General features: G+C 69.3%; 16 protein-coding genes. 10 read left to right on the top strand and 6 right to left on the bottom strand.

The window, feature by feature from the left end; translation table 11 throughout:
* The first annotated feature begins 27 nt into the window (after window positions 1-27).
* From H7965_RS10825 to H7965_RS10780, 10 genes are all read left to right on the top strand, one after another.
* A complete protein-coding gene (locus tag H7965_RS10825; RefSeq protein WP_186770593.1) occupies window positions 28-969 on the top strand; it encodes an ABC transporter permease in 942 nt (313 codons plus the stop codon).
* The gene (locus H7965_RS10820; RefSeq protein ID WP_186770592.1) at window positions 969-1898 is read left to right on the top strand and encodes an ABC transporter permease; all 930 of its coding nucleotides are present in this window, start codon (window positions 969-971) and stop codon (window positions 1896-1898) included. The genes H7965_RS10825 and H7965_RS10820 overlap by 1 nt, the downstream gene beginning before the upstream one ends.
* Before the next feature lie 4 nt (window positions 1899-1902).
* The gene (locus H7965_RS10815) at window positions 1903-2895 is read left to right on the top strand and encodes an ABC transporter ATP-binding protein (RefSeq protein ID WP_186770591.1); all 993 of its coding nucleotides are present in this window, start codon (window positions 1903-1905) and stop codon (window positions 2893-2895) included.
* Window positions 2892-3929 carry an ABC transporter ATP-binding protein gene (locus H7965_RS10810; RefSeq protein ID WP_186770590.1) on the top strand — a complete coding sequence of 346 codons (1038 nt, stop codon included), beginning with the start codon at window positions 2892-2894 and terminating at the stop codon, window positions 3927-3929. Before H7965_RS10815 ends, H7965_RS10810 begins: the two co-directional genes overlap by 4 nt.
* 95 nt (window positions 3930-4024) lie before the next feature.
* Window positions 4025-4390: a hypothetical protein gene (locus tag H7965_RS10805; protein WP_186770589.1), complete on the top strand. Its 366-nt coding sequence runs from the start codon at window positions 4025-4027 to the stop codon at window positions 4388-4390.
* 112 nt (window positions 4391-4502) lie between these two features.
* A complete protein-coding gene (locus H7965_RS10800; protein ID WP_186770588.1) occupies window positions 4503-5006 on the top strand; it encodes a (2Fe-2S)-binding protein in 504 nt (167 codons plus the stop codon).
* Window positions 5007-5129: 123 nt separating this feature from the next.
* A complete protein-coding gene (locus H7965_RS10795; protein WP_186770587.1) occupies window positions 5130-7514 on the top strand; it encodes a xanthine dehydrogenase family protein molybdopterin-binding subunit in 2385 nt (794 codons plus the stop codon).
* 81 nt (window positions 7515-7595) lie between these two features.
* Entirely contained in the window at window positions 7596-8390 is a 795-nt protein-coding gene (locus H7965_RS10790; protein ID WP_186770586.1) for an FAD binding domain-containing protein, read from the top strand.
* A 123-nt stretch (window positions 8391-8513) separates the two neighbouring features.
* Window positions 8514-9554, top strand: a complete 1041-nt coding sequence (locus H7965_RS10785) for a TauD/TfdA family dioxygenase (protein ID WP_186770585.1) — start codon at window positions 8514-8516, stop codon at window positions 9552-9554.
* Window positions 9554-10513 carry a Bug family tripartite tricarboxylate transporter substrate binding protein gene (locus H7965_RS10780; RefSeq protein ID WP_186770584.1) on the top strand — a complete coding sequence of 320 codons (960 nt, stop codon included), beginning with the start codon at window positions 9554-9556 and terminating at the stop codon, window positions 10511-10513. Before H7965_RS10785 ends, H7965_RS10780 begins: the two co-directional genes overlap by 1 nt.
* 20 nt (window positions 10514-10533) lie before the next feature.
* Here H7965_RS10780 and H7965_RS10775 read toward each other — a convergent pair whose 3' ends face one another.
* The 6 genes from H7965_RS10775 to pcaF form a co-directional block, all read right to left on the bottom strand.
* Window positions 10534-12522 (bottom strand): putative bifunctional diguanylate cyclase/phosphodiesterase, encoded by a 1989-nt coding sequence (locus H7965_RS10775; protein WP_186770583.1) that lies wholly within the window; start codon window positions 12520-12522, stop codon window positions 10534-10536.
* Between the two features lie 463 nt (window positions 12523-12985).
* Complete coding sequence (locus tag H7965_RS10770; RefSeq protein ID WP_186770582.1) at window positions 12986-14332, bottom strand: class-II fumarase/aspartase family protein; 1347 nt, start codon at window positions 14330-14332, stop codon at window positions 12986-12988.
* A gap of 5 nt (window positions 14333-14337) precedes the next feature.
* Entirely contained in the window at window positions 14338-14898 is a 561-nt protein-coding gene (gene pcaG, locus H7965_RS10765; protein WP_229682576.1) for a protocatechuate 3,4-dioxygenase subunit alpha, read from the bottom strand.
* A complete protein-coding gene (pcaH, locus tag H7965_RS10760) occupies window positions 14895-15608 on the bottom strand; it encodes a protocatechuate 3,4-dioxygenase subunit beta (RefSeq protein ID WP_186770581.1) in 714 nt (237 codons plus the stop codon). The genes pcaG and pcaH overlap by 4 nt, the downstream gene beginning before the upstream one ends.
* The gene (gene pcaDC / locus H7965_RS10755; protein ID WP_186770580.1) at window positions 15605-16762 is read right to left on the bottom strand and encodes a bifunctional 3-oxoadipate enol-lactonase/4-carboxymuconolactone decarboxylase PcaDC; all 1158 of its coding nucleotides are present in this window, start codon (window positions 16760-16762) and stop codon (window positions 15605-15607) included. The genes pcaH and pcaDC overlap by 4 nt, the downstream gene beginning before the upstream one ends.
* Before the next feature lie 30 nt (window positions 16763-16792).
* Window positions 16793-18001 carry a 3-oxoadipyl-CoA thiolase gene (gene pcaF / locus H7965_RS10750; protein WP_186770579.1) on the bottom strand — a complete coding sequence of 403 codons (1209 nt, stop codon included), beginning with the start codon at window positions 17999-18001 and terminating at the stop codon, window positions 16793-16795.
* Window positions 18002-18052: the final 51 nt, after the last annotated feature.

The following is an 18052-nucleotide window of genomic DNA, read 5'->3' as shown; positions in this document are numbered from 1 at the left end:
CGGCCGGCCATGTGAAGGCACATTGATATGTTCGCCTATATTGTCCGTCGCGTCCTGGCCACCATTCCGGTCATGGCCATTGTCGCGCTCTTTGTCTTCTCGCTGCTCTACATAGCGCCCGGTGATCCGGCGGCGGTGATCGCCGGCGACCAGGCGACGCCGCAGGACGTGGAGCGCATCCGCGAATCCCTCGGCCTCGACCGGCCCTTCCTGGTGCGCTTCGGCGAATGGCTGTTCCGCATCCTGCAAGGCGACATGGGCGTCTCGATTTTCACCAACCTGCCGGTGACGACGATGATCCAGCAGCGGATCGAACCGACCCTGTCGCTGATGGTCCTGACCCTCTGCCTTGCGGTCAGCATCGCCGTGCCGATGGGCGTGGTGGCGGCCTGGAAGCAGGGGACCTGGATCGACCGCGCGGTAATGGGCTTCGCGGTGCTCGGCTTCTCTGTGCCGGTCTTCGTCGTCGGCTATGTGCTGGCCTATGTCTTCGCGCTGGAACTCGACTGGCTGCCGGTGCAGGGCTACACTGCCTTCTCCAACGGCTTCTTCCCCTGGCTGGAGAACCTCATCCTGCCGGCCATCGCGCTGGGCGGCGTCTACATCGCGCTGATTGCCCGGATCACCCGGGCAACGATGCTGGAAGTGCTGCAGCAGGACTACATCCGCACCGCCCGGGCCAAGGGCGCCGGCCAGCGCAGCATCCTGTTCCTGCACGCGCTGAAGAACGCCGCGGTGCCGATCGTCACCGTCATCGGCATCGGCGTGGCGCTGCTGATCGGCGGCGCGGTCGTCACCGAAAGCGTCTTCGCCATTCCCGGCCTGGGCCGGCTGACGGTGGATGCGATCCTGCGGCGGGACTACCCGGTGATCCAGGGCGTCATCCTGCTGTTCAGCTTCGTCTACGTCCTGGTCAACCTGGCGATCGACCTGCTGTACACCCTGTTCGACCCGAGGATCCGCTACTGATGGCTTCAGCGACCGTAGTTGCCCCGGCTGCGCTGACGTCGCGGGACGTCGCCGCCGCCCCCCCGATGCCGGATGTGCTGCCGCCGGTGAAGCCGCGCCGCGGCTTCCTCGGTTTCCTCCGGCGCAACCCGACCATTGTTGCCGGCGCCGGACTGCTGCTGGTGATGCTGGCGATCGCGATCTTCGCACCGCTGCTCTTCACCACCGACCCGACCGCGCTGGCGCCGGCGCGGCGGACCCGCGAGCCTTCCGCAATGTACTGGTTCGGCACCGACATGCTGGGGCGGGACGTCTACTCCCGCGTGCTCTACGGCACCCGGGTGTCGCTGCTGGTCGGCTTCTCCGTGGCGTTGCTCTCCTCGGTCATCGGGTTGACCATCGGCCTCATCTCCGGCTTCGTCCGCTGGGCGGACAGCATCATCATGCGGATCATGGACGGGATGATGTCCATCCCGCCGATCCTGCTGGCGATCGCGCTGATGGCGCTGACCCGCGGCAGCGTGCAGAACGTCATCATCGCCATCACCATCGCGGAGATCCCCCGCGTCTCCCGGCTGGTGCGCGGCGTGGTGCTGTCGCTCAGGGAACAACCCTATGTCGATGCGGCGGTCGCAGCCGGCACCCGCACGCCGGTGATCATCTGGCGGCACATCCTGCCCAACACCCTGGCGCCGATCACCGTGCAGGCCACCTACATCTGCGCCAGCGCGATGATCGTCGAGGCCATCCTCTCCTTCATCGGCGCCGGCACGCCGCCGATCATCCCCTCCTGGGGGAACATCATGGCGGAGGGCAGGGCGCTGTGGCAGGTGAAGCCCTACATCGTCTTCTTCCCGGCGATCTTCCTGTCCATCACCGTGCTGGCGGTGAACCTGCTGGGCGACGGGCTGCGCGACGCGCTCGATCCCCGCATGGCGAAGAGGCTTTAACCGCATGGCGCTTCTCGAGGTCGACAACCTGCAGACCCATTTCCGCACGCCGGACGGGGTCAACCGCGCGGTGGACGGCGTGTCCTTCTCGGTCAATGCCGGGGAGACGCTGGCCATCGTGGGCGAGAGCGGCTGCGGCAAATCCGTCACCGCCATGTCCATCCTGCGGCTCATCCCCGAGCCGCCGGGCAAGATCGCCGGCGCCATCCGCTTCGAGGGGCGCAACCTGCTCGAGCTCTCGGACCGCGAGATGCGCGGCATCCGCGGCAACGAGATCAGCATGATCTTCCAGGAGCCGATGACCTCGCTGAACCCGGTGCTGACCGTGGGGCGGCAAATCGGCGAGACGCTGAGGCTGCACCAGGGGCTGAACGCCAAGGAGGCCGAGGAGAAGGCGGTCGAGATGCTGACCCTGGTCGGCATCCCAGAGCCGGCGCGGCGGGTGCGGGAATATCCGCACCAGCTTTCGGGCGGCATGCGGCAGCGGGTGATGATCGCCATCGCGCTCGCCTGCAACCCGAAGCTGCTGATCGCCGATGAGCCGACGACCGCCCTCGACGTCACCATCCAGGCGCAGATCCTGGAGCTGATGCGCGACCTGAAGCACCGCGTCGGCGCCGCCATCGTGCTGATCACCCACGACCTCGGCGTGGTGGCCGAGGTGGCGGAACGGGTGGTCGTGATGTACGCCGGGCGCAAGGTGGAGGAGGCGGCGGTCGGGCCGCTGTTCCGCACCCCGCGCCACCCCTACACCCAGGGGCTGCTGGGCTCGATGCCGAAGCTCGGCTCCTCGCTGCATGGGGAGGAGACACGGCTGGCCGAGATCCCCGGCCTGGTGCCGAGCCTGAAGCAGAAGATCCCCGGCTGCGTCTTCGCCAGCCGCTGCCCGCACAGCACCGAGCTCTGCATCCAGGTGGCACCGGCGCTGGAGGAGAAGGCGCCGGGCCATGTCGCGGCCTGCCACTACGCCATGAAGGAAGGGGCCCTCGCGGCATGACCGCCCTCCTCGAAGTCACCGAGCTGAAGAAGCATTTCCCGATCCGCGGCGGCTTCTTCGGCGGCACCACCGGCCATGTCTATGCCGTCGACGGCATCTCCTTCCACATCGAGCGGGGCGAGACCCTGGCGCTGGTGGGCGAGAGCGGCTGCGGCAAATCCACCGTCGGCAAGGCCATCCTGCGGCTGTTCGACATCACCGCCGGCCAGGTGGTGCTGGACGGCAAGCGGATCGACGACATGACGGCCGCCACCCTGCGGCCGCTGCGGCGGCGGGTGCAGGTGGTGTTCCAGGATCCCTTCAGCTCACTCAACCCGCGCATGCGGGTCCGCGACATCCTGGCCGAGCCGATCCGCAATTTCGGCCTCGCGCGGGACGCACGGGATCTCGAAGAACGGGTCGCCAAGCTGATGGACACGGTCCGGCTGCCGCGCGACGCGGTGAACCGCTGGCCGCACGAGTTCTCCGGCGGCCAGCGCCAGCGCATCGGCATTGCCCGGGCACTGGCGGCGGAGCCCGACCTGATCGTCTGCGACGAGGCGGTCTCGGCGCTCGACGTCTCGGTAAAGGCGCAGATCGTCAACCTGTTGCAGGATCTGCAGCAGGAGCTTGGCCTCGCCCTGCTGTTCATCAGCCATGACCTCGCCATCGTCGAGCACATGACGCATCGCGTCGCCGTCATGTACCTCGGCAAGATCGTCGAGGTGGCGCCGAAGCGCAGCCTCTTCGCCGCGCCGAAGCACCCCTATACCGAGGCCCTGCTGTCCGCCGTGCCGGTGCCGATGCCCGGGGCGCAGCGGGAACGCATCATCCTGCGCGGGGATGTGCCGAGCCCGATCAACCCGCCCAAGGGCTGCCGCTTCCACACCCGCTGCCCCTATGTCTTCGACCGCTGCCGGACGGAGGAGCCGAAGCTCGCCGCGCCGCGCACCGCGATGGCCCCCGGCCATGTCGCCGCCTGCCACCTGCACGACCGGCCGGACTCCGAGAACCCGCTGGCCGTCGCCAAGGGCGAGGCGGTGATCCCGGTCTGAGGGACGCAGCGGCTTCCGGGGCTGCCGCATTCCGGGCAGCATCGGCGGCGAATCGCGGAGAGGGCCATGGCAGACCAGACCGGACGGGGCCGGGCGTGACCGAGCCGGTCATGCTGGAGGTGCGGGAACGCCGGAGCCGCTTCGGCCGCATCGTCAAATGGGCTTTCCTGCTGTTTCACCTGGCGATGCTGCTCGGCATCCTCGGCACCTGTGCCCTGGTCGGCACCTATGTCACCGGGCCGGACCCGGAGGTGGCGATGGGGGCGGGGCTGTTCGGCGCCCAGACCCTGGCCCTGCTCTGGACCCTCTGGCCGCTTGGCACGGTGGTGCTGGGGGTGCTGGTGCTGATGACGCGCGGCCGCAAGCGGCTGATCCCGGCGCCTTCCGCCGCCCCGCCGCCAGCTCGCCTCACCCCGCACCGGCCCGGCGGCAGCGTGCCGCCGACCGGACCGCGGCCCTGATCCGCCGGATGCCCCGTCCTGACGCTTGACGGAAGCCGGGGGCGGGGCGACCTTTCCGAAGATGCGCGGCATCTTGGTCGCGCCGCTGCACGCAATTCTGGGGAGGCGCGGGATGCCGCAAGTCACGCTCACCGTGAACGGTAAGACCAGTACGGTTGAAGTGGAGGGCCGCACGCTCCTCGTGGAGCTGCTGCGGGAGAAGCTGCGCCTCACCGGCACCCATGTCGGCTGCGACACCAGCCAATGCGGCGCCTGCGTGGTGCATGTGGATGGCGACAGCGTGAAATCCTGCACCATGCTGGCGCTGCAGGCCGATGGCGCGACCGTCACCACCATCGAGGGGCTGGCGAAGCCGGACGGCACCTTGCACCCGATGCAGGAGGCCTTCCGCGAGTACCACGCCCTGCAATGCGGCTTCTGCACCCCGGGCATGGTGATGTCGGCCATCGACCTGGTGCAGAAGCACCCGCAGGGCCTCTCCGAGAAGGAGATCCGCGAGGGGCTGGAAGGCAATCTCTGCCGCTGCACCGGCTACCACAACATCGTCAAGGCGATCGCCGCGGCACAGGATGTGATGCACGGCCGCCGCAGCGAGTTGCAGCCCGCGGCGGAATAGCCGCGGTCGGGCGCGCCGCCGTGGCGGCGTGCCCCAACGGCCGCAAAGGCCGGAGGATCATAAGGGTCCGGAAGCCGTGCGGGCGGGTCCGCCCCGGCCGGACCGGGTGGGGAGGCCAGAACGATGAATGCGGTGACACCCTTCGAGGGCATTGGCGCCAGCGTGAAGCGCAAGGAGGACCTGCGCTTCCTCTCCGGCCGCGGCCAGTACACGGATGACATCAACCGGCCGGGCCAGGCCTATGCCTATATCCTGCGCAGCCCGCATGCCCATGCCCGGATCGTCGTATTGGATACCGCGGCGGCGGCGGCTATGCCCGGGGTGGTGGCGATCTACACCGGCGCTGACACGGCCGCCCTCGGCAGCATTCCCTGTGGCTGGCAGATCCACAATAAGGACGGCTCGCCGATGGCGGAGCCGCGGCACCCGATGCTGGCCGAGGGCAAGGTCCGCCATGTCGGCGACCAGGTCGCGGTGGTCATCGCCGAGAGCCGCGGCCAGGCCAAGGATGCCGCCGAGGCGATCCAGGTGGAATACGAGGTGCTGCCGGCCGCCGCTACCATGGCGGCGGCGCAGGCGCCCGGCGCCGCGGCGATTCATGACGGGGTCGCCGGCAACCTCTGCTACGACTGGCATATCGGCGACAAGGCGGTGAACGACGCCGCCTTCGCCGCCGCCGCCAAGGTGGTGGAGTTCGAGACCACCAACAACCGGCTGATCGCCAACGCCATGGAGCCACGCGCGGCGATCGGTGAGTTCGACAGCACCAGCGGCGACTACACGCTCTACACCACCAGCCAGAACCCGCATGTGATCCGGCTGCTGATGGGCGCCTTCGTCCTGCAGATTCCGGAATCGAAGCTGCGCGTGGTCGCACCCGATGTCGGCGGTGGCTTCGGCTCCAAGATCTACCATTATGCCGAGGAGGCGATCGTCACCTGGGCCGCCGGCAAGCTCGGCCGCCCGGTGAAATGGACCTGCGAGCGCACTGAGAGCTTCATGTCGGATGCGCATGGCCGCGACCATGTGACGAAATGCGCCCTGGCACTGGATGCGAACGGCAAATTCCTCGGCCTCCGGGTGCATACCGAGGCCAATATGGGCGCCTATCTCTCCACCTTCGCGCCCTGCGTGCCAACCTACCTCTACGCCACCCTGCTGGCCGGGGTGTACACCACGCCGACCATCTACTGCGAGGTGAAGGCGGTTTTCACCAACACCGTCCCGGTAGATGCCTATCGCGGTGCCGGGCGGCCGGAGGCGACCTATCTGCTGGAGCGGTTGGTCGATATCGCCGCTGCCGAGACCGGGATCGACCGCGTCGAGATCCGCCGCCGCAACTTCATCCCGACCGATGCCTTCCCCTACCAGACCCCGGTCGCGCTGCAGTACGACAGCGGCGACTACACCGCGACCCTGGATGCCGCCCTGGCCGCGAGTGACTGGGCTGGCTTCGAGGCGCGCCGCCAGGCCGCCGCGGCGAAGGGCAAGCTGCGCGGCATCGGCTGCTCGACCTATCTGGAGGCTTGTGGCATCGCGCCCTCCGCCGTCGTCGGCTCGCTCGGCGCACGGGCGGGGCTTTATGAGGTCGGCACCATCCGGGTGCATCCGACCGGCAGCGTCACCGTGCTCACCGGCGCGCACAGCCACGGCCAGGGGCATGAAACGACCTTCGCCCAGCTCGTCGCCGACCGGCTCGGCGTGCCGGTGGCGCAGGTGGATGTGGTGCATGGCGACACCGCCAAGGTGCCCTTCGGCATGGGCACCTATGGCAGCCGCAGCCTCGCGGTCGGCGGCAGCGCCATGGTCAAGGCGATGGACAAGATCATTGCCAAGGGCAAGAAGATCGCCGCTCATCTAATGGAAGCCTCGGTCGAGGACATTGAATTCGACCGCGGCACCTTCCGCGTCGCCGGCACCGACCGCACCAAGGCACTGGCTGAGATCAGCCTCGCCGCCTATGTGCCGCATAACTACCCGATCGAGGAGATCGAGCCCGGTCTAGAAGAGACCGCCTTCTACGATCCGAAGAACTTCACCTACCCCGGCGGCTGCCACATCGCCGAGGTGGAGATCGACCCGGACACCGGCCATGTCACGGTGATGAAATTCACCGCCGTTGACGATGTCGGCCGGGTGATCAATCCAATGATCGTCGAAGGCCAGGTGCAGGGCGGCGTCGCCCAGGGCATCGGCCAGGCGCTGCTGGAGGCTGCGGTCTACGACAGCGACGGCCAGCTACTGTCCGGCTCGATGATGGACTACTGCCTGCCGCGGGCGGAGGACCTGCCCCCGGTCGGGGTGGCGACCCACACGACCCTCTGCACCCACAACCCGCTAGGGGTGAAGGGCTGCGGCGAGGTGGGCGCCATCGGCTCCCCTCCGGCGGTGATGAACGCCGTGGTGGATGCGTTGAAGGGCTACGGCGTGCGGCATGTCGAGATGCCCGCGACGCCGCAGAAGATCTGGGGCATCATCCATGCCGGACAGAGGCTGGCCGCCGAATAGCTGACACCGGCCAGCCGGCCGCCGGAGGGCCTTGGCCCGGAGGCGCCCATCGGCTGGTGCATGATCGAGGGGAGTTCAGAGATGTATGATTTCGCCTACCACAAGCCGACCTCCGTCGCGGATGCGGTGAAGATTCTCTCCGCCGACCCCGATGCGCGGCCGATCTCCGGCGGCCAGACCCTGCTGCCGGCGCTGAAGCACCGGCTCAACAAGCCGACCGCCGTGGTCGACCTCTCCGGCATCGCCGAGCTGAAGGGTGTGAAGCGGCAAGGCGACAAGCTCGTCATCGGCGCGCTGACGAAGCACATGGACGTGGCCAACAGCCCCGAGGTGCAGGCGGCGATCCCCGCGCTGGCGCAGCTTGCCAGCGGCATCGGCGACATCCAGGTGCGCAATCGCGGCACCATTGGCGGCAGCGTCGCTAACAACGACCCGGCGGCGGATTACCCCGCGGCGGTGCTGGCGCTGGACGCGACGGTGGTGACCGACAAGCGCCGCATCGCCGCGGACGATTTCTTCCAGGGCATGTTCACCACGGCGCTGGAGCCGGGCGAGCTGCTTATCGCGGTGGAATTCCCCATTCCCGAGAAGGCCGGCTACGCCAAGATGCGCAACCCGGCCAGCCGCTACGTCATGGCCGGTGCCTTCGTGGCCAAGACCAAGTCCGGCATCCGCGTGGTGATCAACGGCGCCGGCCCCGGCGTCTTCCGCCAGGCGGATATGGAAAAGGCTCTCACTGCCAACTGGTCGGCTGATTCCGTCGGTGCGGTGAAGCAGAGTGCCGATGGCCTCAACGGCGACATCCATGGCAGCGCCGAATACCGCGCCCATCTCGTCACCGTCATGGCCAAGCGGGCGGTCACCGCGGCCGGCTGAGACCCGAGGCTCCCTCCCCCGGTGGGGGAGGGAGCAAGCCCTTGCCATCGCGCAGCATTTGGCGCGACCATCCCGGCAATCGCCTCGGGTACCACCGAAGGCGGATGATCGGGAGGAATCAGGATGGCCGGGGAACCCCGCCGCACGCCCATCACCGAACCCGCCGCCTGGACCCGTGCGGAGATGGAAGCGGATTCGCGTTGGCGCCTGCCGCTGACACCGCTGCACATCGCGGCCCTCGACCGCGCCCTTGCCGGGGTGAAGGCGCGTGGCCTCGAGTTCCCGCAGGTGACCCGGGCGGATTTCCCGCTGCCGGAATGGGCGGGGTTGCTGGCCGATGTCCGGGCGCAGCTCACCACCGGGCGCGGCGTCGCGGTGCTGCAGGGCCTGCCGGTGGAACGCTACTCCGAAGCCGAGGCGCGGCTGCTGTTCTGGGGTATCGGCACCCACCTCGGCGAGGCCATCACCCAGAACGCCGCCTCGGAACTGATCGCCGGGGTCTACGACCGCGGCCTGCCTTACGCCGGAGATGTGCGCGCCTATCAGGTGAATGCCGAGCTGTCGATGCATTGCGACAACTCCGACCTGGTCGGCCTGTTCTGCCTGCGCCAGGCGAAATCCGGCGGGGCGACGCTGCTGACCAGCGCGCTGTCGATCTACAACCGCATCCTGGCCGAGCATCCTGAATACCTGCCCCTGCTGCATGTCGGCTTCCCCTACGACCGCAAGGGCGAGGAAGGGCCAGGCGAGCCGGCGGTCAGCGGTCCCATTCCGGTCTTCGCCACGGCGGCGGACGGCACCGTCAGCGCCCGCTACGCCCGCTCCTACATCACCCGAGGCGAGCGCCGCACCGGCATCCCGCTCAGCCCGCAGGGCAAGGCGGCGCTCGACTTCCTCGACCGGGTCGCGCTCGACCCGGCGCTGCTGCTGGAGTTCCACCTCAGGCCGGGCGACATCGAATTTGCCAATAACTACACTGTCTTCCACGCCCGCCGCGGCTACGAGGACCACCCCGAGCCGGACCGCAGGCGGCACATGCTGCGGCTCTGGCTGCAGGATGATTCCGCACGGCGGATCGAGAACGAGACGCTGCGCTTCGGCTTCACCCGCTTCGGCAACCATGGCCGCACCGCGCGCCAGATTCTCGCCCAGAGGGCGGCGTGATGCGCCGGCGCGGGATCCTCGGCCTCGCCGGCGCCGCACTGGCCCGGCCGGCGCTGGCGCAGGAGGTGCGGAGCATCCGCATGGTGGTGCCCTATCCGCCGGGCGGCGCCAGTGACGTCATCGCCCGGCTGCTGGCGCAGCCTTTGGGCGAGCTGCTGAACCAGACCGTGGTGGTGGAGAACCGCCCTGGCGCCAATGGCGGCATCGCCGCCGAGCTGGTGGCCCGCAGCGCGCCCGACGGCACCACCCTGCTGATGGGCAACGCCGGGCCGAATGCGCTGAACCAGGCGCTCTATGGCCGCCGGCTCAACTACGATTCGGTGGCCGATTTCACACCGATCTCGTTGGTCTCCTCGGTGCCGATGGTGATGGGGCTGCATCCCGGCTTCCCGGAGCGGAACCTGCAGGAGCTGATCGCCCATGCACGGGCCAAGCCGGGGGAGGTGAACTACGCCACCGGCGGCATCGGCTCGGCGCCGCACCTTACCCTGGCGCAGCTTGGCACCCTGGCCGGGATCAACTGGGTGAACGTCGCCTTCCGGGGCGGGCAGCTGTCGATCACCGCAGTCGTCGCCGGACAGATCCCGGTCATCATGGACACCGCGCCGGTGGTGCTGCCGCAGGTGCGGGATGGGCGGATCCGCGGCATCGCGGTGACCTCGATCGAGCGGGTGCCGCAGGCGCCGGAACTGCCGACCATCGCCGAGCAGGGCTTCCCCGGCTTCGAGGCGACGAGCTGGGGCGGCATCCTCGGTCCGGCGCGGCTGCCGGCGCCGGTGGTGGCGCGGCTGCATGGCGCGGTGCTGCGGGCCATGGCGCTGCCGGACATACGCGCGGCGATGGAGCGCCAGGGCATCGCGCCGCGCACCAGCACGCCGGCCGAATTCGCGGCGCATATCGCCGCCGAGGTGGCGCGCTGGACCGAGGTGGTGCGGGTCGCCGATATCAAGCCGGAGTAGCGCTGGAACTTGATCCGGGCCTAGGTATGGTGCCGGCCGTTCCGCAGCAGCGAGGGCATCGCCTGCAGGATCAGCGCGGGCACCGCCTCGGCCGGCACCGGGCGGCCGAACAGCCAGCCCTGGCCGCTGTCGCAGCCAAGCCCGACCAGGGCTTCCACCTGGGCGGGCTCCTCCACCCCTTCGGCGACCGTCTGCAGCAGCAGGCTGCGGCCGAGGCCGATCACCGCGGCGACGATCTTGTAGCTGTCGGCGTCGCGCGTCATCGCGCGGACGAAGCTTGCATCGATCTTCAGCTTGGCAAAGGGCAGCGCATGCAGCCGGGCGAGGCTGGAATAGCCGGTGCCGAAATCATCCAGCGCGAGGCGGACGCCGAGCGCCGCCAGGCTGTCAGCCAGCTCCCGCGCCAGGTCGAAATTCTCGATCAGCATGCTCTCGGTCAGCTCGATCTCCAGCCGATGCGGCGGCAGCCGGGTCTCCTCCAGCACCGCCCGCACCGTCTCGCCCAGCGCGGGGCTCTGCAGCAGCAGGGCGGAGACGTTCACCGCGACGGGCAATTCCTGCGGCCAGGCAGCGGCTTCGCGACAGGCGCGGCGCAGCAGGTTCTCGGTGAGTTCGGCGATCAGGCCGAGGTCCTCGGCCAGGGCAATGAACTCCGTCGGCGGCACCATGCCCCGCGTCGGATGCGGCCAGCGGGCCAGCATCTCGAAGCCCAGGAGCTGGCGGGTGGCCAAGTCCACCACTGGCTGGAAATGCGGTACCAGCTCGTCGCGGCCGATGGCGCAGCGCAGCTCTGCCTCGAACCGGACACGCTGCTGCAGGCAGGTATCGATGCCGGCATCGAAGATGCGGAAGCACCCCCGGCCCGCCGCCTTGGCCCGGGCCAGCGCCCGGGCGGCGTGGCGCATCAGCGTCTCGGGCAGGTGGATGTCCCAGGTGGTCAGCGCGATCCCGATGCTGCAGCCGAGCCGAAGGGTGCCGCTGTCCAATGCAAAGGGCCGGTCTAGCGCCGCCACCAGCCGGCCGGCGAGACCGGCGGCCGCGTCCCGGCCATCGCCCCTCAAGGTGGCAAGCACAGCGAATTCATCGCCACCGACCCGCGCCACGGTATCCGCGGCCAGGGCAACGCCGCGCAGCCGCTGCGCGACCTCCTGCAGCAGCGCGTCGCCGGCTGCGCGGCCATGCAGGTCATTCGCTGTCCCGAAGCGATCGAGATTGACCAGCAGCAGTGCCACCGTGCCGTCTTGGTCGGGGCGGTGCATCACCCCCGCGACCACCTCCAACATTCGACGACGGTTGGGCAGCCTGGTGAGCGCATCATGGGTGGCGAGGAATTCCGCGCGGCATTCCGCGACCCGACGCTGGCAGGTGCGGCGCCAGGCCACGAAGACCGGCAGCAGCCCGGCCAGCAGCATCAGCCCGGCGATGCCGAATTCGATGAACAGGAAGGCGCGGTGGTACAGCTCGTGTTTCGCGGACTGGTCCAGATAGACTTCGGCGACACCAATCTGCTCGCCGCCCCGCCAGGTCGGCACATAGGCCTCGGTGTAGTAGCCGGGGCGATCCGGCGGGTGGCCATGGCCGGCATGCACCTGCGCGCCGCCCGTGAGCAGCCGATTTGCCGCCTCGCTGCTGCCGAGGTGCGCGGCGAGCGACTCCTGCTGCCCGCGCAGCGCATGAGGGTTATCGGAGACGAAGACCAACTCACCCGATCGGTTGAACAATTGGAAGCGGTAGACGTCGCCGCCGCGCTGCGCCTGGGCCAGGGCGGCCCGTGCGCCTGCCGAGGGTTCCTCGCCCGCCAGCAGCAACGGCAGTTCCTCGCCCAACGCATGATCCAGGGCCTGTGCCCAGGCCCGCCCCGCCGCCTCCGCATCGGCCCGCAGCACCCAAGCCGCGGCGCGCTCATTCAGCAGTGCCCCGCCGATAGCCAGGAGCAGTACGGCAAGGGTCAGGGCAAGCAGCAGGTATGCGTCCTTTGTGGAAAGGCTGCGCCGCATAGGGCTAGACATGGAGGCAGCCCACATCCGGCTGCTCGCCGTTGTGGCAGGGCTGGTATCTTGCATGATTGTTCTTCTATGAACTTGAGCCAATTCAGCCCAAAAATTGCATTCATGACATTAAAACAATCGTGCGCTTTAGTTTTGTGAGCCAAAAATAGTCGAAATTGCAACGTTTGGCGGGGTAGTTTCACATTGGTTGGAAACGGACTGCATGGAACTGCCCTGGAGCCACATGCTTCAAGAGCACGACGACAGACTGACCGGTATGGTCAGCCCGAAGGCGCTCCATGGCTTTGAAGGCTGCAGCTTTCGCCTGCCGGAACCCTGCGCCACAAGGCATGACCCAGCCGCTGGCCAGGCGGCACATCGCCGGCGCGGGCACCAGAACCTATTCGGGGCGATATCGAATCGGTAGTTTGTTACTTAAAAGTAGCAAATTGGGTGCTGTCGCCCAACCCATAGCCTTCCGCCACTATTGCTGCCGCGCCAACACCCGGTCGACGAAGGCGCCCGCCTCGCCAAGATAGCCGGCCGGGTCGGTCAGCCGGGTCAGTGCCTCGGGCGGCAGCTTCGCCGCCACCCTGGCGTCGCGCCCGAGCGCCTCGGCCAGCGGCACACCCTTGGCCAGCGCCAGGTCGCAGGCGTGGTTGACGACGTGATGCGCTTCGCCACGGCCGAGCACGGGCGCGAGGCCCATCATCACAGCCTCGGCCATGATCAGCCCGCTGGTGCTGTCGAGATTGCGGCGCATCCGTGCGGTGTCCACCACCAGCCCCTCGGCCAGCACCCGCGTTGCGGCCAGAGCGCCGTGCGCCAGCAGGAAGGCCTGGCCCACCGCCAGCGGCTCGGCCTGCCAGGGGCCGGTGCCACGTTCCTGGTCATGCGCCATCGCCGCCAGCATTTGCGGCACCAGCGCATGCACGCCGCGGCTCTGGGCGATGATGTATTCGCAGGAGATCGGGTTGCGCTTCTGCGGCATGGTGGAGGAGCCGCCGCGGCCTTGCTGGTAGGGCTCCGCTACCTCGGCCACCTCGGTCTGCATCAGCAGGATGACGTCGGTCGCGACCTTCGACAGCGCACCGCAAAGCAGGCCGAGGACGCTCACCGTCTCGGCGAAGCCGTCCCGCGCCACATGCCAGGTGATGTCCGGCACGGCGAGCCCCAGCTCACGTCCCAACGCCGTCTGCACCGCCAGCCCCTGGTCGCCGAGGGAGGCCAGCGTCCCCGCCGCGCCGCCGAATTGCAGCTTCAGCACCCGCGGCCGCAGCTGCGCCAGCCGCTCCGCCATGGTCAGCAGCGGGCTGAGCCAGACTGCCACCTTGTACCCGAAGGTGACCGGCAGTGCGTGCTGCAGATGGGTGCGCCCGGCCATGACGGTGCCGCGATGCGCCGCCGCCATCCGGGCGAAGCCGGCGTTCACCGCCGCCAACTCGGCCTCGATCAGCACCAGCCCGTCGCGGAGCTGCAGCACGACCGCGGTGTCCATGATGTCCTGGGTGGTGGCGCCCCAATGGGTCCAGCGACCGGCCTCTTCCCCTGCCAGCGCGGAGAGCTGTTTCACCAGCCCGACCACCGGATAGCCGGTGTTGCGGGTGGCGGAGGCCAGCGCCGGCAGGTCCAGGCGGGAGGCGTCGGCGGCGGCGGTGATGGCCGTGGCGGCCTCGGCCGGGATGATGCCGAGCCCGGCCTGGGCCCGGGCCAGCGCCGCCTCCACATCCAGCATGCGTTGCAGGAAGACCATCTCGCCCATCACGGCGCGCATGGCGTCGGTGCCGTAGAGGGCGCCGAGGACGGGGCTGTCGGCAGGGTTCACGGGCATATCGGTCAGACTTCCAGGAAGACGGTCTCGCGCTCACCCTGCAGCCGGATGTCGAGGCGCCACACCCCGGCGCCCTCCGGCTGTGCGATCAGGGTGGCGCGGCGGATGGGCGGTACGGCGGAGAGCACCGGATCCTGCTCGTTCAGCGCCTCGCCGGCGAAGTAGAGGCGGGTGACGAGGTGGTGCAGCAGGCCGCGGGCAAAGAGGGTCAGCGCCACATGCGGCGCCTGGAAGGCATTGCCGGCGGCGCGCACCGGACCGGGCTTCAAAGTGGTGAAGCGGAACATGCCGTCGTCGTCGGTGGCGCAGCGGCCGAAGCCGTTGAACGCGCCCTCGTAGCTGCCGGCGGGATCGGCCTGCCACAGCTCCACCATCATGTCAGGGCAGGGGGCGCCGTCACCATCGGTGATGCGGCCGGTCAGGATGATGCGCTCGCCAGCCACCTCGGCATTCGGACCATCGGCGCGCAGCAGGTCGGCCCAGGCGGGAAAGTCGATCAGGTGCCAGAACGGGCCCGCGGTCTGCGAGGCGGTGGCGGTCAGGCCGAAGCGTGGCTCATCGGTCACGCGGGGTTCTCCATCGGCGTTGCCGCGCGGCCGCGCAGCACGATGTCGAAGCGGTAGCCCAGCGCGTATTCCGGCTCGGCGATGTCGAGGTCGAAGCGCGCCACCAGCCGGTCCCGCGCCGCCGCATCCGGTATCGCCATGAACACCGGGTCGATTGGCAGCAGCGGGTCGCCGGGGAAATACATCTGGGTGACCAGCCGCTGGGCGAAGCCGGCGCCGAAGACCGAGTAGTGGATGTGCACCGGCCGCCAGGCATTGTGGTGGTTGCGCCAGGGATAGGCGCCGGGGCGGATGGTGGTGAAGCGGTACCAACCCTCGGCATCGGTGAAGATCCGGCCCTCGCCCTTGAAATTGGGATCGAGCGGCGCGTCATGCCGGTCGCGCTCATGGTTGTAGCGGCCGGCGGCATTGGCCTGCCAGATCTCGACCATGGTGCCGCGCAGCGGGCGGCCATCCTCGTCCAGTACCCGGCCGGCGACGATGATGCGCTCGCCCTGCGCCTCCCACCCTGGCCCCTTCGCCAGCTCCGCGTGGGAGGGGTAGAGCCCGGCCGACATTCGTGGTGCGCTGGTTTCGGTCAGGGTGGCGGCGATGCGCAGCGGCGGCTGCTTCGGGTGGCGCTTGTGGGTGCTGCCATAGGCCGGCGCGTCGAGTGGCGGCTGGCTGCCGGGGGCGGCCGGGCGGTAACCTGGCTGGTCGGACGTGGTCATGGCACCCCTTCCATCTCGCGCAGGGTTTCCTTGGCGATGCGCAACGCGGTATTGGCCGCCGGCACCCCACCATAGGCGGCGACCGCCAGCAGCACCTCGCCGATCTCCTCCGCCGTCACCCCGGTGTTGCGGGTGGCGCGGACATGCAGCCTGAACTCCTCATGATGGCCGAGGGCGGCCAGCATGCCGAGGCAGAGCAGGCTGCGGTCGCGCCAGGAGAGGCCCGGGCGGGTCCAGACCCTGCCCCAGACGCCTTCCAGGATGAATTCGCGGAACGGCGCATCGAGCGGCGTCATCCCCGCCTCGGAGCGCTCCACATGCGCATCGCCGAGAATCCGGCGGCGCATCTCCATGCCGGCCGCAGCGGCATCGGCCGGCAGGGCCGTGACCGCATCGAGATGCCCGAGCACCGCCCGCGTCATCGCCTCGGCGCGCTCCAGGTTGGGGATATGCGCCGCCTCGGCGATCACCACCAGCTTGCTGCCGGGGATCGCCGCCTGGATCGCCTTCGCCGCCTCCGGCGTGGTGGAGGGGTCGCGGTCGCCGACCACCACCGTGGTCGGGCAATGGATCCGGCCCAGCAGCTCGTCGCCCTTCACCTCGCGCAGCGCCGCAGCGCAGCCGAGCCAGCCTGCCGGATCGGTGCTGAGCAGCATTCGCCGCAACCCACGGGAGGAAGCCAGCGACTGGTCCAGCACCCAGCGGGACATGGTCATCTCGGCGATAGCGGCGATGCCCTTGGCCGCGACGATGTCCATCCTTTCCTGCCAGGCGGCCGCGCCGCCGAAGTCGAGGGCGGTGTCGCAGGGCAGCAGCGACAGCACGCGGTGCGGTGCCAGCGCCGCGATGCGCATGGCGATATGCCCGCCGATCGAGACGCCGCCGACATGCGCCTTGTCCACGCCGAGCGAATCGAGTAGCGCCAAGCCGTCCCGCGCCAGCCGCTCCATGCTGTAGGGGCCGGGCGGCGCATCGGTCAGCCCATGGCCCCGCATGTCCATGCGGATGACGCGGTAGCGCTTCGCCAGCGCCTCCGCCTGCGGGTCCCACATGTTCAGCGTGGCGCCGAGGGAGTGCAGCAGCAGCACCGCGGGGGCCTTCGCCGGCCCCCGTGCATCGGCATGCACGCTGATGTCACCAAGCTGGTAGAACATGGCGGCACTTCCCTCCCGGCGGTGTTGGCTTCAGACGCGTTCGATCACCATGGCGATACCCTGGCCGACGCCGATGCACATGGTCGCCAGAGCGTAGCGGGCCTTGCGGTTTTGCAACTCCTGCACCGCGGTCTGCACCAGCCGGGCGCCGGACATGCCGAGCGGATGGCCGAGGGCGATGGCGCCGCCATTCGGGTTCACATGCTCGGCGTCGTCCGGCAGGCCGAGGTCGCGGGTCACCGCCAGCGCCTGCGCCGCGAAGGCCTCGTTCAGCTCGATGACATCGATCTCGGAGAGCTTGAGACCGGCCTTTTCCAGCACCCGCCGGGTCGCCGGCGAGGGGCCGAAGCCCATGATGCGCGGCGCGACGCCGGCGGTCGCCACAGCGACGATGCGGGCGCGCGGCGTCAGCCCATTGGCCCGGGCCGCCGCCTCGCTGGCCACCAGCAATGCCGCGGCGCCGTCGTTGACGCCCGAGGCATTGCCGGCGGTGACGCTGCCGCCTTCGCGGCGGAACGGCGTCGGCAGCTTCGCCAGTGCTTCCAGCGTGGTGTCGGGGCGGAGGTGCTCGTCCTGCTCGACCCGGACCGGGTCGCCTTTGCGGCGAGGAATTTCCACCGCGACGATCTCCTGGGCAAAGCGGCCGCTGGCCTGCGCCTTGCCTGCGCGCTGCTGGCTGCGCCAGGCGAAGGCGTCCTGGTCGGCGCGGCTAATCTGGAAATCCTGCGCCACATTCTCCGCAGTCTCCGGCATGGAATCGACGCCATGCGCCGATTTCATCTTCGGGTTGACGAAGCGCCAGCCGATGGTGGTGTCGTAGATCTCCGGCGCCCGGCCGAAGGCCTCGGCCTGCTTGCCCTGGACATAGGGCGCGCGGGTCATGCTCTCGACTCCGCCGGCGATCATCAGCTCGGCCTCGCCGGCCTTGATGGCGCGGCCGGCGATGCCGACGGCGTCCATGCCGGAGCCGCAGAGCCGGTTGACGGTGCTGCCGCCGATGGAGTCGGGCAGCCCGGCCAGCAGCAGCGCCATGCGGGCGACGTTGCGGTTGTCCTCACCGGCCTGGTTGGCGCAGCCGAAGATCACATCCTCCACCGCGGCCCAGTCGACGCCGGGGTTGCGCGCCATCAGCGCCTTGAGCGGGACGGCGCCGAGGTCGTCGGTGCGGACCGGGGCCAAGCCGCCGGCGTAGCGCCCGATCGGCGTGCGAACGGCGTCGCAGATGAAGGCTTCGGCCATGGCGGCATCTCCCAAGCAGGCGTTTGGCCGGACAGTCGCTCGCCGGCGCGG

The sequence above is a fragment of the Siccirubricoccus deserti genome (genome assembly GCF_014283215.1).
Lineage (GTDB): Bacteria > Pseudomonadota > Alphaproteobacteria > Acetobacterales > Acetobacteraceae > Siccirubricoccus > Siccirubricoccus deserti.
This window is presented reverse-complemented; position numbering and strand designations above follow the sequence as displayed.

What these genes read in the sequence shown, in the direction of transcription:
- H7965_RS10825 (WP_186770593.1), top strand. Translation starts at nt 28, where the DNA reads ATGTTCGCCTATATTGTCCGTCGCGTCCTGGCCACCATTCCGGTCATG.
- H7965_RS10820 (WP_186770592.1), top strand. Translation starts at nt 969, where the DNA reads ATGGCTTCAGCGACCGTAGTTGCCCCGGCTGCGCTGACGTCGCGGGAC.
- H7965_RS10815 (WP_186770591.1), top strand. Translation starts at nt 1,903, where the DNA reads ATGGCGCTTCTCGAGGTCGACAACCTGCAGACCCATTTCCGCACGCCG.
- H7965_RS10810 (WP_186770590.1), top strand. Translation starts at nt 2,892, where the DNA reads ATGACCGCCCTCCTCGAAGTCACCGAGCTGAAGAAGCATTTCCCGATC.
- H7965_RS10800 (WP_186770588.1), top strand. Translation starts at nt 4,503, where the DNA reads ATGCCGCAAGTCACGCTCACCGTGAACGGTAAGACCAGTACGGTTGAA.
- H7965_RS10795 (WP_186770587.1), top strand. Translation starts at nt 5,130, where the DNA reads ATGAATGCGGTGACACCCTTCGAGGGCATTGGCGCCAGCGTGAAGCGC.
- H7965_RS10790 (WP_186770586.1), top strand. Translation starts at nt 7,596, where the DNA reads ATGTATGATTTCGCCTACCACAAGCCGACCTCCGTCGCGGATGCGGTG.
- H7965_RS10785 (WP_186770585.1), top strand. Translation starts at nt 8,514, where the DNA reads ATGGCCGGGGAACCCCGCCGCACGCCCATCACCGAACCCGCCGCCTGG.
- H7965_RS10780 (WP_186770584.1), top strand. Translation starts at nt 9,554, where the DNA reads ATGCGCCGGCGCGGGATCCTCGGCCTCGCCGGCGCCGCACTGGCCCGG.
- H7965_RS10775 (WP_186770583.1), bottom strand. Translation starts at nt 12,522, where the DNA reads ATGTCTAGCCCTATGCGGCGCAGCCTTTCCACAAAGGACGCATACCTG.
- H7965_RS10770 (WP_186770582.1), bottom strand. Translation starts at nt 14,332, where the DNA reads ATGCCCGTGAACCCTGCCGACAGCCCCGTCCTCGGCGCCCTCTACGGC.
- pcaH (WP_186770581.1), bottom strand. Translation starts at nt 15,608, where the DNA reads ATGACCACGTCCGACCAGCCAGGTTACCGCCCGGCCGCCCCCGGCAGC.
- pcaDC (WP_186770580.1), bottom strand. Translation starts at nt 16,762, where the DNA reads ATGTTCTACCAGCTTGGTGACATCAGCGTGCATGCCGATGCACGGGGG.
- pcaF (WP_186770579.1), bottom strand. Translation starts at nt 18,001, where the DNA reads ATGGCCGAAGCCTTCATCTGCGACGCCGTTCGCACGCCGATCGGGCGC.